Consider the following 13,644-nt stretch of genomic DNA (forward strand, 5'->3'; position numbering starts at 1 on the left):
GTCGCTCCTTAAAGTTCGCGCCGGCCGTTGAACGCGTGCGCCAAAGTACCGCTGTCGATAAACTCCAGTTCGCCGCCCATCGGGACGCCGTGAGCGATGCGGGTAGCCCGCACGCCGAATTTGGCGGCGACGTCGGCAATGAAATGGGCGGTAGCCTGCCCTTCCACCGTCGAATTGGTCGCCAGAATGATTTCCTTGATCTGGCCGGACGCCATGCGCTGTTCGAGCAGATCGAAGCCAAGCTGATCCGGACCAATGCCGTCCAGCGGCGACAGGCGGCCGTGCAACACGAAATATTTACCCTTGAACGTGGTCGCCTGATCCACCACCCAAACGTCGGCCGGGCTCTCGACCACGCATAAGGTTTCGGCGTCGCGCAGCGGGTTGGCGCAGACTTCGCACAACTCGGCTTCGGTCAAGGTCCGGCACTCGCGGCAATGGCCGATTTGGCTGATCGCCCGCTCCAGAATCTGGCCGAGCTGCAAACCGCCTTCGCGGTTACGCTGCAACAAATGGAAAGCCATCCGCTGCGCCGATTTGGGCCCGACGCCGGGTAAGCAACACAGGCTTTGAATCAACTCTTTCAGCAAGCCCTGGTTCTGCATATTTTAAAACGGCATTTGGAAACCGGGCGGAATCGGAATCCCGGCCGTGACGTCGGCCATTTTCTCTTTCTTCATTTTGCCGACCTTGTGCACCGCGTCGTTGATCGCCGCAGCCACCAGATCTTCCAGCATGTCTTTATCGTCGCCGACCAGGGACGGATCGATGCTGACTTTACGGACCTCGCGCTTACCGGTCATGATGATCGTCACCAAGCCGCCGCCGGATTCGCCCTGGACTTCCATGGCTTCCAACTCTTCCTGGGCCTTTTTCAAATTTTCCTGCATTTTTTGGGCTTGCTGCATGATGCCCGCGAGTGCGTTTTTCATCTCTGTCTCCAACCATTCAATTCAGCGGTTCGATGCTGCCAGGCACAATTCTGGCGCCGAACGTTTCTTTTAAAGCCTGTACGTTAGGATCGGCATTGATCGTGTCGACCGCTGCCTGTTGCCGGTCTTCTCGAGCTTTTTGGATTTCCAGAGCCGGCGTCATCTGCGTTGCGGCCTGCTGGGTGATAACCAATTTCAACGGTTTACCGTAATAATTTTGCAACGCCAAGCGCAGATTGTCCTCGGCTCTGCTGCCGACTTGATGAAACCGTGGATCCAGCAATAAACGGCAACTGCTGTCGTCGATACTGTCTAGCACGCAATTATTGGCTAACTCGCGGGTGCGGCCATTGAGGTTCAACGCGGCGATAATATCGCGCCAGCGGCTGCTGGCGTCTGCGGTAGCAGGAATTGGTTTGGCCATTGGCGGGACTGCGTCCGCGACCGGCTCGGCGACTGCTTCGACTACCGGCGCCGACCTTGCAACCGAAGATTCGGCGCTGGCCGCCGTTTTCGGCGCGACCGGAGCTTGAACTGGCGCGGCCGTTACCGGCGTCGGCTTTTCCATCGCCGCCGGGCGAAAAGCCAGCATTCGCAATAGCGTCATTTCGAAACCGCTGCGCGGATCGGGCGCCAACACTAAGTCGCGTTGGCCGGTCAAGCCGATCTGATAGTACAACTGGACGTCCGCCGGGGTTAACCGGTTCGCCAGTTCGTCCAGCAACTGCTTGTCGAATTCTTGGTCGACGAAGCCGGGCACTTGTTGCAATACGGCAACGCGATGCAATACCCGCAACATTTGCTGCAAAATCTCGGCGAAGTCCGGCGTCAGTTGCGCCAAGTCGGCGACCTTGGCCAACACTTGCCGGGCGTCGCCGGCTGCCAAGGCCAATAGAATGTCGTCGACCGGCTGCTGGGCGACGGCACCGAGCATGCCCAGCACGGCATCCGCGCTTACCGAGCCGCTGCCGTAGACGATGGCCTGGTCCAGCAGGCTCAAGGCGTCGCGCAAACTGCCGTCGGCCGCTCGCGCCAGCATTTTCAGAGCCTGGGCTTCGAATCCAATATTTTCCTCGCCGAGGATGAATTGCATCTGCCGGTCGATTTGCTCCGGGGTTAGCCGTTTCAAGTTGAACTGCAGGCAACGCGATAACACGGTGATCGGAATCTTGTGCGGATCGGTGGTCGCCAGCAGAAACTTGACGTGCGGCGGCGGCTCTTCCAGCGTTTTCAGCAACGCATTGAAGCTGTGTCCGGACAGCATGTGCACTTCGTCGATCAGATAGACCTTGTAGCGGCCCTGGTTCGGCGCGTATTGGGCGTTATCCAGCAGATCGCGGGTATCTTCGACCTTGGTACGGGAAGCGGCATCGACTTCGACCAAGTCCATAAACCGGCCTTGTTCAAAAGCCTGACAGACCGGGCAGGCGCCGCAAGGATTGAAGTTTTGCAGATTTTCGCAGTTGATCGCTTTGGCGAGGATTCTGGCGACCGTGGTTTTGCCGACGCCGCGGGTGCCGGTAAACAGATAGGCATGATGCAAGCGCTGATGTTGCAACGCATGAATCAGCGACTGGCTGACGTGCTCCTGGCCGACGAGCTGAGTGAAGTTGCTGGGACGCCATTTTCTGGCAAGAACCTGATAAGCCATTAGCAACGGAAGCGGCAGGAGATTGGGCGGCTACTGCGCCAGCCGCATCCCGGCACACGAATCCGCTGCTACCGTTGCTTCCTTCCGGACCTGGCGGGGTTTACAGCGTATCGTTGCGAGAGGACCGACACAGTAACCATAAAAACATCAGCGACTGGCTGAAGAGCTGGCTATTATCCTTAAATCGCCGCGATTAGGCAAGCGGCGAAACATAAACTTTGCTTAGCGAAGGCCGCCAATGTTCAGAGCAGTAGCAATGCTGTGACCGAATGCGGCGCCGAAACGGCCGGCCAAGCGATCGATCAAGCGTTCGTGCGGCGTGAAATTGACCGTGTCCTCAGTGCCGAATTGCTCGCGCACGACCGAATCGATGCTGCCGAAGCCGTCCGCCAAACCCAATTTCACGCCTTCCTGCCCTGACCATACCAATCCGGAAAACATTTCCGGACTCTCTTTCAAGCGCTCACCGCGTCCGGCTCTGACTGCCTCGATAAACTGCTGGTGGACTTGGTTCAACAGGGATTGCATGTGCTTGCTTTCCTGCGCATTCACCGGCGAGAACGGATCGAGCATGGCCTTGTGCTCCCCCGCAGTCAATAAGCGCCGCTCCACACCCAATTTGTCCAACACATTACTGAAACCAAAACCATTCATCACGACACCGATTGAGCCGATCAAGCTGGATTGGTTGACATAAATCTTGTCGCTGGCGGAAGCAATGTAATACCCGCCCGACGCGCAGATATCGCCAACCACGGAGTAAATCGGCAATTGCGGATGCTGGGCTTTCAAACGCCTGATTTCGTCATAGACGTAAGCCGATTGCACAGCGCTGCCGCCCGGCGAATTGATATTCAGAATGATGCCTTTGGTATTTTTATCCTTTGCCGCATCGCGCAGGCCTTCGATGATGGTATCGGCCGCCGCACCTTCGCCCTCGGCGATCTGGCCCAACACGTCGACGATCGCCACGTGCTGCGCCGACCCGGTCTCAACCTCTTGTTTCAGTTGCGGGTACAAAGCCACACCCAGCGCCACCGACAAATAGGCGAAAGTCAGCAATTTGAAGAAAATGCCCCAGCGCCGCGCCGCTTTCTGCTCGGCAATTGCGGCGAACGCCAGCTTCTCGAGTACCGCTTTTTCCCAACCGGGAGCGTTCTGGTCTGAATTGTCGGGATGCTGTTGATTCGTATCCACCGTGACCTCCTAAAGTAATTCAAGCAAATCCGTCGGGTAATCCAGACAAACCAGCGGATTGTATTGCCGCAGTGTTTCTCTGGAGTGAGCACCGCATGTGACGGCCGCCGCCGCGACACCGGCATTCAGCGCCATTTGCATGTCGTGCGCGGAATCGCCGACCAGCAAGGCCCGCTGTTTGTCGATTCCGAGTTCGGCCAAAATTTCGGTCACCATCAACGGGTCGGGCTTCGAGGCGGTCTGGTCCGAGCTGCGGGTAGTGCAAAACAAATCCGCTACGCCGGTGCCGCGCAGGGATTGATCCAGGCCAGCGCGTTTCTTGCCAGTAGCCACCGCCAAGCGCAAGCCATCGGTACGCAGGCGTTGCAACATGTTCGCAACGCCCGGAAACAAATCCGCCGGACCGATCTGCCGCGAGAAAAACGCCTCGCTGTAAACAGCGGCCAACCGTTGCCTTGTTTCGGCATCCGCACCGGGAAACAATTGCAGAGTCGCGTTATCGATGCTTAAACCGATAATATCCTTGATGGCCGGCGCCGACGGCACGTCGCAGCCGCAAGTCTCAGCCGCCTGTTGAATGCAGTGGACTATCCAGTCCACCGAATCCATCAATGTCCCGTCCCAATCGAAAATGATTAAATCAAAGCGGTTTTTCATGGTCGATCAATTGCTGCAAATCGCTGGGCAGCGGCGCAAAGAAATGTAAAGGTTTACCGGTCAGAGGATGGGCAAACTGCAGTTGTTCGGCATGTAAAAACAGCCGCTTGTAGCCGCGTTTTTTAAACATTTTGTTGGTCTCGTCTTCCCCGTAGCGGTCGTCGGCGACTATCGGATGTCCCAACCACGCCGCATGCACCCGAATCTGGTGGGTGCGTCCGGTCTTCGGCGCCGCATGCACCAATGTGGCATCCTGGTATTGCTTCAGCCGCGTGAACAAGGTTTCGGCCGCCTTACCCGCTTGGCTAACTATCACCATTCGCTCGCCGCCTTGGGCGACATTCTTCAACAGCGGCACATCGACCACCTGTTTTTTGCGCTGAAATTGCCCGGCCAGCAAAGCCAGATAGGTCTTCTGAATGCCATCACCGCGAAAAAGTTCATGCAACACCTTTAGCACCGAGCGCTTCTTCGCGATCAACAAGCAGCCGGAAGTCTCCTTATCCAGCCGATGCACCAGCTCCAGAAACTTCTGCTGCGGCCGAATTTGGCGCAACCCCTCGATCACGCCGGAACTGACGCCGCTGCCGCCATGCACAGCAAATCCGGCCGGCTTGTTCAGTACGATAAAGCCGTCGTCTTCGTAGAGAATGTGGTTTTCCAGGCTGAACTTCAAGGTGGGCTGGACGATGACTTCGTCTTTTTTGTCCGCAACCCTTACTGGGGGGATGCGCACGATGTCGCCAATCTGCAGTTTATAACTGACGTCGGTACGACCCTTGTTGACCCGTACTTCGCCCTTTCTGACCATCCGGTAAATTCGGGTTTTCGGTACGCCTTTGAGATAAAAGATCAGAAAATTATCGAGCCGTTGTTCGTTGTTCGCCTCGGTGATTTCCAGCCATTGGACTTGCGGGTTAGTCGGGTCTGATGCACTACTCATGCGGCAAATGATAGCAACATATGCACGAGCCATGTTTAAAATTGCTGGTCCGAATAAACATTGCTATATTAGGCTGGTTTATCTTTGGATAGACTTTAATTATAAAAATTTAAAACCATGGTTTTAGCGCTGTTCCGCCGCGCCAGACTTATAAAGAATTTTCTCGGGTTTTGTCGCTCAACCCATGATGAGCGAGCTGCATCCTTTGCGTAGAGTTCGGTACAACAGACCTCCCACTTTTCAAGCGCCACGCTCGGCATTGCCGACACCCACTGCGACAATAACTACAAGATATTGCAGTTTTCAGTCAGTCCGGCCGCTCAACTAAAAGTCATATTGGGAAACACGCCGCCTTTATCCGCGACAACCAAACCTGTTCACGCTCTAGTTAGGATACACAGAACAATAAGGATAATTAAATGAAAAGAATGCTTATCAACGCCACGCAGCCCGAAGAGCTGCGGGTGGCATTGGTAGATGGCCAGAAACTTTACGATTTCGACATCGAAGTTCCATCGAAAGAACAAAAAAAATCCAATATTTACAAAGGCATCATCACCCGGGTAGAACCCAGTCTCGAAGCCGCCTTCGTCAACTACGGCGCCGAAAAACACGGCTTTCTGCCGTTCAAGGAAATCGCCCCGGAATACCGCACCGGCGACGGTCAGGAAGGTAAAAGCTCCAGCAAAAGCAATATTCGCGAAGGCCAGGAAATCGTCGTTCAAATCGAAAAAGAAGAACGCGGCAACAAAGGCGCGGCGCTAACGACCTACATCAGTCTGGCCGGCACCTATCTGGTGCTGATGCCGAACAACCCCAAAGCCGGCGGCATCTCCCGCCGCATCGAAGGCGAAAACCGCAGCGAATTGCGCGAAACCATGGCCGCGCTGGAAATCCCGGACAGCATGGGCCTGATCATCCGCACCGCCGGTTCCGACAAAAACGTCGAAGAATTGCAGTGGGATTTGAACTACCTGATGCAACTATGGGAGGCGATAGACCGCTCCAGCCAGGAACAAACGGCACCGTTCCTGATTTTCCAGGAAAGCAACGTCATCATCCGCGCGCTACGCGATCATTTGCGCGGCGACATCGACGAAATCCTGATCGACCAGGAAGGCGCCTACAAGCTGGTGCATAACTTCCTGAAACAGGTGATGCCGCACAACCTGCACAAGGCCAAACTGTACCAGGATAGCGTGCCGTTGTTCAGCCGCTACCAGATCGAAACCCAGATCGAGATGGCCTACAAACGCGAAGTTTCACTGCCATCCGGCGGCTCGATCGTCATCGACCACACCGAAGCGTTGACCTCGATCGACATCAACTCGGCCCGCGCCACCAAAGGCAGCGACATCGAAGAAACCGCGCTCAACACCAACCTGGAAGCCGCCGACGAAATCGCCCGCCAACTGCGTTTGCGCGACTTGGGCGGCCTGTTCGTGATCGACTTCATCGACATGATGTCCAACAAAAACCAGCGCGAGGTGGAAAACCGGCTGCGCGACGCGCTGAAAATCGACCGCGCCCGCATCCAGACCGGCCGCATCTCCCGCTTCGGCTTGATGGAAATGTCGCGCCAACGCTTGCGGCCGTCTTTGGGCGACTCGACCCAGTTGACCTGCCCGCGCTGCAAAGGCCAAGGCACGATCCGTAACGTCGAATCGGTTACGCTGGCCGTACTGCGCTTGATCGAAGAAGAAGCGATGAAAAAAGGCACCGAGCGCGTCATCGCCCACTTGCCGATCGATTGCGCCACCTTCCTGCTCAACGAAAAACGCGCCTCGATTCAGGAAATCGAGTCCCGGCTGCAAGTCGGCATCATCGTGTTGCCGAGCAAACACCTCGAAACGCCGGCTTACGACATCGAGCGCATCAAAGCCACCGGCGACAGCGAAGAGAAGGCCAGCCATTTGCAGATCAAGGAAGAAGACATCACGGTTCCGGAGTTCGCCAAACAACTGGGTCCGAAAACCGAAAAAGCCGCGATCAAGGAATTTCTGCCTGATTCGCCGGCCCCGGTTCAAAGTAAGAAAACTTCGGCCAGCCTGATCCAGCGCTTCTGGCAACGCCTGATCGGCGCCGGTAAAACCGTCGAAAACGCCGAAGCCGCCGAAAAAAGCGGTGAAGATAAAGCCAAACCCGGCCGCAACAATCGCCGCGACCGTGGTGAGCGCGGTGAACGTGGCGCCGGCCGCAACAACAATCGCCGTAACGGCAATCGCCGCCCGGCTCCAGCGGCAACAGCCGGCCAGGACACCGTCGCAAACCTGAGCGACGAAGCCAAACCGGCAGCGACCGGCGAGCTAGACTCGGGACTAGACAACGCTGCGAAAAAAGCCTCAGGCACGTCGGATCGGGAGCGCAGCCGCCGCAGCCGTAGTCGCCGCCGAGGACCGCGCAACGGCGCCGAAAAACGTAGCGAGCCGAATGGTATCGGCGCAAACGGCGAGCAACACACCGCCGAATCCGCTCCACCCGCACCTGCCGACCGCGGAGAATTCCGCAACCCAAGCCGTAGCGCCGACAGCGACCATGCGGAACGGAGTCCGCGCCCGGCAGAAACCCCGCGCGATTACGAACCTGTCCGCACCGCGGCCGAAGACTGATACGGTCTTGGCGGGCGCCGTCGAACACGGCGCCCGCCCACCCGAGGCTCAATCGATATAACGCCGCAACAAATCCTGGTACGCCTCAATGCGGCGGTCACGCAAAAACGGCCAAATCCGCCTAACATCTTCGCTACGCCTCACATCAATCTCGGCAAACAACAACAAATCCTGTTTGTCGTCGGCGCTGGCCAGGATTTCGCCCTGAGGGCCGGCGATAAAACTGTTTCCCCAAAACTGGATGCCTTGCGCCTGGTCCGGCGCCGCTTCGAAGCCGATACGGTTACAGGAAATCAGCGGCAGACCGTTGGCGACGGCATGCCCGCGCTGCACGGTCACCCAGGCATCGCGCTGGCGCGTTTGCTCGCCTGCGTCGTCGCTCGGATCCCAACCGATGGCGGTCGGATAAATCAGCACTTCGGCCCCGGCCAATGCCATTAGCCGCGCCGCCTCCGGGTACCACTGGTCCCAGCAGATCAATACCCCCAATTTACCGATCGAGGTTTCGATCGGCCGAAAGCCGAGATCGCCCGGCGTAAAATAAAATTTCTCGTAAAACCCCGGATCGTCCGGAATATGCATCTTGCGGAACGTCCCGGCGATGCTCCCGTCTTTGTCGAACACCACGGCCGTATTGTGGTAGAGCCCCGGCGCCCGCCGTTCGAAGATCGTCGATACGATCACGACTCTATTGTCGGCCGCGACTTGCGCCAGCACCTCGCAGGTCGGCCCCGGCACCGGCTGGGCCAAGTCGAAACAGGCAGTGTCTTCGCTTTGGCAAAAATAATGGTCCAGATGCAGTTCGGGCAGCACGACCAAATCGGCATTGCGCTTGGCAGCCGCTTCGATCTGATTAATGGAATAGGCCAGATTGGTTTCCCGGCCGCGATTGCACGGTTGCTGGACCGCACAAGCGGTAATGGTTCTTTTCATACTTATAACTGTTAACGATAGTCTGACGGCGCGAAAATCCGCGCCGGAAGGAGCTGAAGGAATGGAATGTTAAAAATTCAGTTTGACGACGGCCGGCACCTGCATGCTGGCGCAATGCAAGCTGCCGTATTGGTGCACCAGCGCCCGGCACGGCACGGGGACAATCTCGCGCTCCGGGAAGCAAGCCGCCAAACGCTCCACCGCCACGGCATCGTTGGCATCGTCGTAAACCGGCACCAGCAGCGCACCGTTGATAATCAGAAAATTGGCGTAGTTGGCCGGCAACCTCTGACCATGTTCGTCGAAGATCGGCTTCGGCAGCGGCAACGCCACCAGTTTATAAGCCGCGCCAGCCTCAGTGCGGAAAGCCTGTAACTGGGCCTCCATATTTTTCAAGCCGGCATAATGCGGATCTTCGCTATCCTCGCAAGCGGTATAGGCGATGGTATCGACACTGCAAAACCGCGCCAGCGTATCGATATGGGCATCGGTATCGTCGCCGGCCAGATTGCTTTGTTCAACCCACAGCACCCGCTTCGCCCCCAGATAATTCTGCAACTGGCCGGTAATCGCTTCCGCCGACAGGCCGGGGTTGCGGTTCGGGTTGAACAAGCAGTTCTTGGTGCTCATCAAGGTGCCTTGACCGTCTGATTCGATGCTGCCGCCTTCCAACACCAAATCCAGCGTCGAGGTCGGATGCCCCTTGAAAATCGGATGGGCGAACAATGCCAGATTCAGCGCATCGTCGGCGGCGTGCGGATATTTGTTGCCCCAACCGTTGAAACGGAAATTCAGCATCTGCACCGCGGCTTTCGGATGCTGCCACTCCAGGGTCAGAAATACCGTATCGCGCAGCCAGATGTCGTTGTAATCGGCTTGAACGTAATGAATCTGAGGATTGTGCGGCAGTTGCGTCTGAATATGTTGTTGATGTTCGCCGTCCTTACAGATCACCACCAACGGCTGAAACCGGCTGATCGCGGTAGCGGCGGCATGATAGCAATCCTCGACCGCGGACAAATTGCTGAAATCGCCGCTGTGGTGCGGCCAGGCGATGATAACCGCCGCTTGTGGTTCCCATTCGGCTGGAAAGCGAATCATGGAGTACTCCCGGGTAAATGACTGAAAAAACGGCGCATTGTACCAATAGCCGGCGTTGAAGACTTGTCCGGCATACGTTTATTCGCGCCGAGATGGCTGACGCCGGCAACGGGAAACGGCAATAACCGGTGCGGCCCGGCAAGCAGCCGGCGATAACTCGCAGAAAACTAAGCCTTAAGCCTTGCTTTTTGAAAATTACCGCCATACTTAAACCGCCCCTGGCCCTTTACCAAGACCTTACAGGCAGCAACCCTTTGCCTTGACGACACCGACGCTCATTTGCCGCTAGCCACGTTAACCCGCCGCCCACCATGAAACCGCACCGACTACCGTTTCCCTGCCCGTTTGCACCGGCAATGTCCGGTTCGCGTAACATTTTTTTCGGTTTGGCCTTAAGCCTGAGTTACGCAGCGGCGGCCGACGAACCGGCGCCGACGCTGGAGGAGTTATCGATCAATGACCTGATGCAAATGGAAGTGTCGTCAGCCTCCCGCAAGACCCAAACCGTGTCCGATACGGCCGCCGCCGCATTTGTCATCAGCCAGGACGACATTCGCCGCTCCGGCGCGACCTCGATCCCCGATGCGCTGCGGCTGGCACCCGGCATCGAAGTTGCACAAATCACCGCCAGCGTCTGGTCGGTGACCGCGCGCGGTTTCAACGGCCGCTATGCCAATAAACTGCTGGTATTGATGGACGGCCGCTCGGTTTACACCCCACTGTTCTCCGGCGTGTTCTGGGACTTGCAGGACACGATGATGGAAGACATCGAGCGCATCGAAGTCATCCGCGGCCCCGGCGCCGTCATGTGGGGTGCCAATGCGGTGAACGGCGTGATCAACATCATCACCAAAAAAGCCAAGGATACCCAAGGCAACCTGTTTGTGGCCGGCGGCGGCAACCAGGAAACCGGATTCGCCGGCTACCGTCACGGCGGCCGGGTCGGCGACGACGGCAATTACCGGGTCTACGCCAGAACCTTCGAACGCAATACGTTCGTCAGCAACACCGGCGAACGCCTGCATGACGACTGGCGCTCGGTGCAGGGCGGTTTCCGGGTCGACAACCGCATCTCCAACGACAATCGCTATACCGTACAAGGCGACGTCTACCGCAAGAATGTCGGCAACACGGTGCCGGCGCAAACGGTCGCTCCGCCGTTCAATTCGCCCTTTAATACCGACGACCATGCCGAAGGCGCCAATTTGTTGGCGCGCTGGGAAGGCAATCTCAGCGACGGTTCCGAGTTTATGCTGCAAGGCTATTACGACCGGGTCAATTTCAGCGCGGCCGCCCTGTCCGACAGTCAGGACATGTTCGACATCGACTTTCAGCATCGCCTGCATCCGAATCCCGACCACGACTTGATGTGGGGCGCCAGCTACCGTTTCATTCACAGTGCAACCAACGGCAGCGCGGCAATCGCGTTCAACCCGACCAGCCTGGGCTACCACAACGGCAGCGCCTTCGTGCAGGACGACATCACGCTGATCGACGACTCCTTACGCTTGACCTTGGGTACCAAACTGGAAGAAAGCCACTTCGGCAACACCCAGGTGCAACCCAACGCCCGACTGATGTGGACGCCAGACCCGAAACACTCGGTGTGGGCCTCGGTATCCAGGGCCGCACGCACGCCGTCGCGCGGAGAGGCGCAGGCCAATATCGCCTTGGGGGGAATACCGACCGGCCTGCCCGCACCTTTCGATCAGATTCAGATTATCGGCCGCCCCAATTCCGACTTACGAGCCGAGAAAGTGTTTAGCGCCGAAATCGGCTACCGGGCGCAATGGTCCGAGCATTTTTCCACCGATATCGCCGCTTTCAGCAACCACTATACCGACCTGATCATGTTCCGCCAGGGAACGTTGGACTTCGCCACGCTAACCCAGCCCTTGATCTGGTACAACAACAGCCGCGAAGTCACCACCCGCGGCATCGAAATCGCCAGTGAATGGCAAGCCCTGGACTGGATGCGCTTTACCGGCAATTACAGCCACCTGAAAATAGAGCGCCCCTACGACAGCAACAATCCGGATATCGCCGGCCTTAGCCCGCGTCACCGCGGCTCGCTACGCTGGCAAATGGACTTGCCGGAAAGAATCAAACTGGACCTGACCTTGCGTTACGTCGGCAAACTGGCCGCCCTCAGCCAGGAAGTACCCGCCTACACCACCTTCGACGCCCGTTTGGCTTACGAACCCATTGCCGGCCTGGAACTGGCATTCGTCGCCCAAAACCTGTTTTCGCCCAGACATCCCGAATTCCAAGATTCGGCCGCCATTTCGCTACCCGGCGCGGCGGCGGAAGTGCCGCGTTCGCTGTACGGCAAACTCAGTTGGCGTTTTTAATTTCTTTCCATTTGCGAGCGGTTAACATGCGAGACTTCTTAAAAAAATACTTACCCTGGATCATCGCCGGCGTTGTGTTGCTGGTCGGCTGGCTGTTGCCGAACTGGCTACCCTGGCTATTGTTGGCTCTAACCCTGGCAGCCTGGTTATTCTTGCCGCGCCGCGGCCTGATCGGCCCGGTCGAACTACCGGCCGACGACGCGTTCTTACCGACCGAGCAGGTGCAATGGTGGTACTGGACCGGACATTTGCTCACCGACGACGGCCGCCGCTTCGGCTTCGAAGTGGTGTTTTTTTCTTTCGACAGTCTGGTAATTTTTCGCGACCAACTGGTACAGGCTGCGGTGACCGACATCGACGGCCAAAAATTCAGTTTCGAAGAATTCGTCGAATTCCATCTACCCCAACGCACGCCGAACGGTTTTAACCTGACCTCCGGCAAAGACGACAAAGTCACGGCAGTCGGCGGCGGCGGCAACGACCGCTTGCATGCCGAGGTCGACGGCTATGTCCTGGATCTGGAATTGAAATCGACGCAAGAACCGGCCTTGCATTACGGCGGCGACGCCCACCCCTACCGGTTCGGCGGCTACACTTACTATTATTCGCGGCCGAAAATGGCCACGACCGGCACCATCAGCTTCGGCGGTCAGACCTTTAAGGTCAGCGGCAACAGCTGGTTCGACCGCCAGTACGGCGAGCTCTACCAAGCCATTCAACAAGGCTGGCAATGGTTCGCGATTGAGCTCGACGACAACCGGCAAATCATGTTGTTCGATTTCAAAGGCAACGACAGCTCTGTGGAAAAATCCGGCTCGATCACCGACGCCGAAGGCCGCACGGTAACCCTGGCCGCCCACGAATTCGAAGTGACGGTGCTGGGCGAATGGACCAGTCCTCACACGGGCTGTACGTACCCGTCCGGCTGGTCTGTGGAAGTACGCGGCGAGAAATTCACGGTGGAACCCCAAGTCAAAGATCAGGAATTGCGGGCACAACACAATCTATGGATCGGACCGATCTACTGGGAAGGCACCTGCAGTGTGGCCGGAGCCAGCGCCGGCCAAGCCTACGTGGAATTGAACGGCTTTTGCCGCTGCCCGAGCAAAGGTCTGTTATAGACTGCGGCGCACAGCGGCGCCTAGTGCGCCGCGGAGTGGCGCGCCCGCCGATGCGCTCAGTAGCCACCGAGCGTAAAAGTCGAACCGTGTTTAAGGGCCTGGGGCATAATTTAACCGGCAACGCCGACAACCACAGCCCAAGCCCGGAT

At 57.5% G+C, this 13,644-nt stretch carries 11 protein-coding genes and 1 other RNA gene; 3 read left to right on the plus strand and 9 right to left on the minus strand.

The genetic code is table 11. From position 1 onward, the window contains the following. Positions 1 to 8: 8 nt before the first annotated feature. From recR to rluC, 7 genes are all read right to left on the minus strand, one after another. The gene (gene recR, locus ACH518_RS01920) at positions 9 to 605 is read right to left on the minus strand and encodes a recombination mediator RecR (RefSeq protein ID WP_140911406.1); all 597 of its coding nucleotides are present in this window, start codon (positions 603 to 605) and stop codon (positions 9 to 11) included. A 3-nt stretch (positions 606 to 608) separates the two neighbouring features. Then, on the minus strand, positions 609 to 932 hold the full coding sequence (locus ACH518_RS01925) for a YbaB/EbfC family nucleoid-associated protein (protein ID WP_140911407.1): 324 nt from the start codon (positions 930 to 932) through the stop codon (positions 609 to 611). A 16-nt stretch (positions 933 to 948) separates the two neighbouring features. Then, positions 949 to 2,583, minus strand: a complete 1,635-nt coding sequence (dnaX, locus tag ACH518_RS01930; RefSeq protein WP_445371663.1) for a DNA polymerase III subunit gamma/tau — start codon at positions 2,581 to 2,583, stop codon at positions 949 to 951. A 33-nt stretch (positions 2,584 to 2,616) separates the two neighbouring features. Next, positions 2,617 to 2,713, minus strand: an RNA gene (ffs, locus tag ACH518_RS01935) — signal recognition particle sRNA small type. 92 nt (positions 2,714 to 2,805) lie between these two features. Beyond that, positions 2,806 to 3,780, minus strand: coding sequence for a signal peptide peptidase SppA (sppA, locus tag ACH518_RS01940; RefSeq protein ID WP_445371664.1), 975 nt, complete (start codon positions 3,778 to 3,780; stop codon positions 2,806 to 2,808). Positions 3,781 to 3,789: 9 nt separating this feature from the next. Continuing rightward, complete coding sequence (locus ACH518_RS01945; protein ID WP_445371665.1) at positions 3,790 to 4,437, minus strand: HAD-IA family hydrolase; 648 nt, start codon at positions 4,435 to 4,437, stop codon at positions 3,790 to 3,792. Beyond that, positions 4,421 to 5,380, minus strand: coding sequence for a 23S rRNA pseudouridine(955/2504/2580) synthase RluC (gene rluC / locus ACH518_RS01950; RefSeq protein ID WP_445371666.1), 960 nt, complete (start codon positions 5,378 to 5,380; stop codon positions 4,421 to 4,423). The genes ACH518_RS01945 and rluC overlap by 17 nt, the downstream gene beginning before the upstream one ends. A gap of 419 nt (positions 5,381 to 5,799) precedes the next feature. Here rluC and ACH518_RS01955 point away from each other — a divergent pair, with 419 nt between their 5' ends. After that, positions 5,800 to 7,989: an Rne/Rng family ribonuclease gene (locus ACH518_RS01955; RefSeq protein WP_445371667.1), complete on the plus strand. Its 2,190-nt coding sequence runs from the start codon at positions 5,800 to 5,802 to the stop codon at positions 7,987 to 7,989. A 48-nt stretch (positions 7,990 to 8,037) separates the two neighbouring features. On the opposite strand, the gene ACH518_RS01960 is transcribed toward ACH518_RS01955, so the two are convergent. Both ACH518_RS01960 and ACH518_RS01965 read right to left on the minus strand, forming a co-directional pair. Then, a complete protein-coding gene (locus ACH518_RS01960) occupies positions 8,038 to 8,922 on the minus strand; it encodes a carbon-nitrogen hydrolase (protein WP_445371668.1) in 885 nt (294 codons plus the stop codon). A gap of 69 nt (positions 8,923 to 8,991) precedes the next feature. Beyond that, on the minus strand, positions 8,992 to 10,023 hold the full coding sequence (locus ACH518_RS01965; RefSeq protein WP_445371669.1) for an agmatine deiminase family protein: 1,032 nt from the start codon (positions 10,021 to 10,023) through the stop codon (positions 8,992 to 8,994). Between the two features lie 311 nt (positions 10,024 to 10,334). On the opposite strand from ACH518_RS01965, the gene ACH518_RS01970 reads away from it, so the two are divergent. Together ACH518_RS01970 and ACH518_RS01975 are read left to right on the plus strand one after the other, a co-directional pair. Further along, positions 10,335 to 12,374 (plus strand): TonB-dependent receptor plug domain-containing protein, encoded by a 2,040-nt coding sequence (locus ACH518_RS01970; protein ID WP_445371670.1) that lies wholly within the window; start codon positions 10,335 to 10,337, stop codon positions 12,372 to 12,374. Positions 12,375 to 12,400: 26 nt separating this feature from the next. After that, on the plus strand, positions 12,401 to 13,495 hold the full coding sequence (locus tag ACH518_RS01975) for a lipocalin family protein (RefSeq protein ID WP_445371671.1): 1,095 nt from the start codon (positions 12,401 to 12,403) through the stop codon (positions 13,493 to 13,495). The last annotated feature ends 149 nt before the right edge of the window (positions 13,496 to 13,644 follow it).

Source organism: Methylomonas sp. HW2-6, assembly GCF_052474525.1.

Coding starts and splice junctions, on each gene's coding strand:
- recR (WP_140911406.1), bottom strand. CDS start 605: ATGCAGAACCAGGGCTTGCTGAAAGAGTTGATTCAAAGCCTGTGTTGC.
- ACH518_RS01925 (WP_140911407.1), bottom strand. CDS start 932: ATGAAAAACGCACTCGCGGGCATCATGCAGCAAGCCCAAAAAATGCAG.
- dnaX (WP_445371663.1), bottom strand. CDS start 2,583: ATGGCTTATCAGGTTCTTGCCAGAAAATGGCGTCCCAGCAACTTCACT.
- ACH518_RS01945 (WP_445371665.1), bottom strand. CDS start 4,437: ATGAAAAACCGCTTTGATTTAATCATTTTCGATTGGGACGGGACATTG.
- rluC (WP_445371666.1), bottom strand. CDS start 5,380: ATGAGTAGTGCATCAGACCCGACTAACCCGCAAGTCCAATGGCTGGAA.
- ACH518_RS01955 (WP_445371667.1), top strand. CDS start 5,800: ATGAAAAGAATGCTTATCAACGCCACGCAGCCCGAAGAGCTGCGGGTG.
- ACH518_RS01960 (WP_445371668.1), bottom strand. CDS start 8,922: ATGAAAAGAACCATTACCGCTTGTGCGGTCCAGCAACCGTGCAATCGC.
- ACH518_RS01965 (WP_445371669.1), bottom strand. CDS start 10,023: ATGATTCGCTTTCCAGCCGAATGGGAACCACAAGCGGCGGTTATCATC.
- ACH518_RS01970 (WP_445371670.1), top strand. CDS start 10,335: ATGAAACCGCACCGACTACCGTTTCCCTGCCCGTTTGCACCGGCAATG.
- ACH518_RS01975 (WP_445371671.1), top strand. CDS start 12,401: ATGCGAGACTTCTTAAAAAAATACTTACCCTGGATCATCGCCGGCGTT.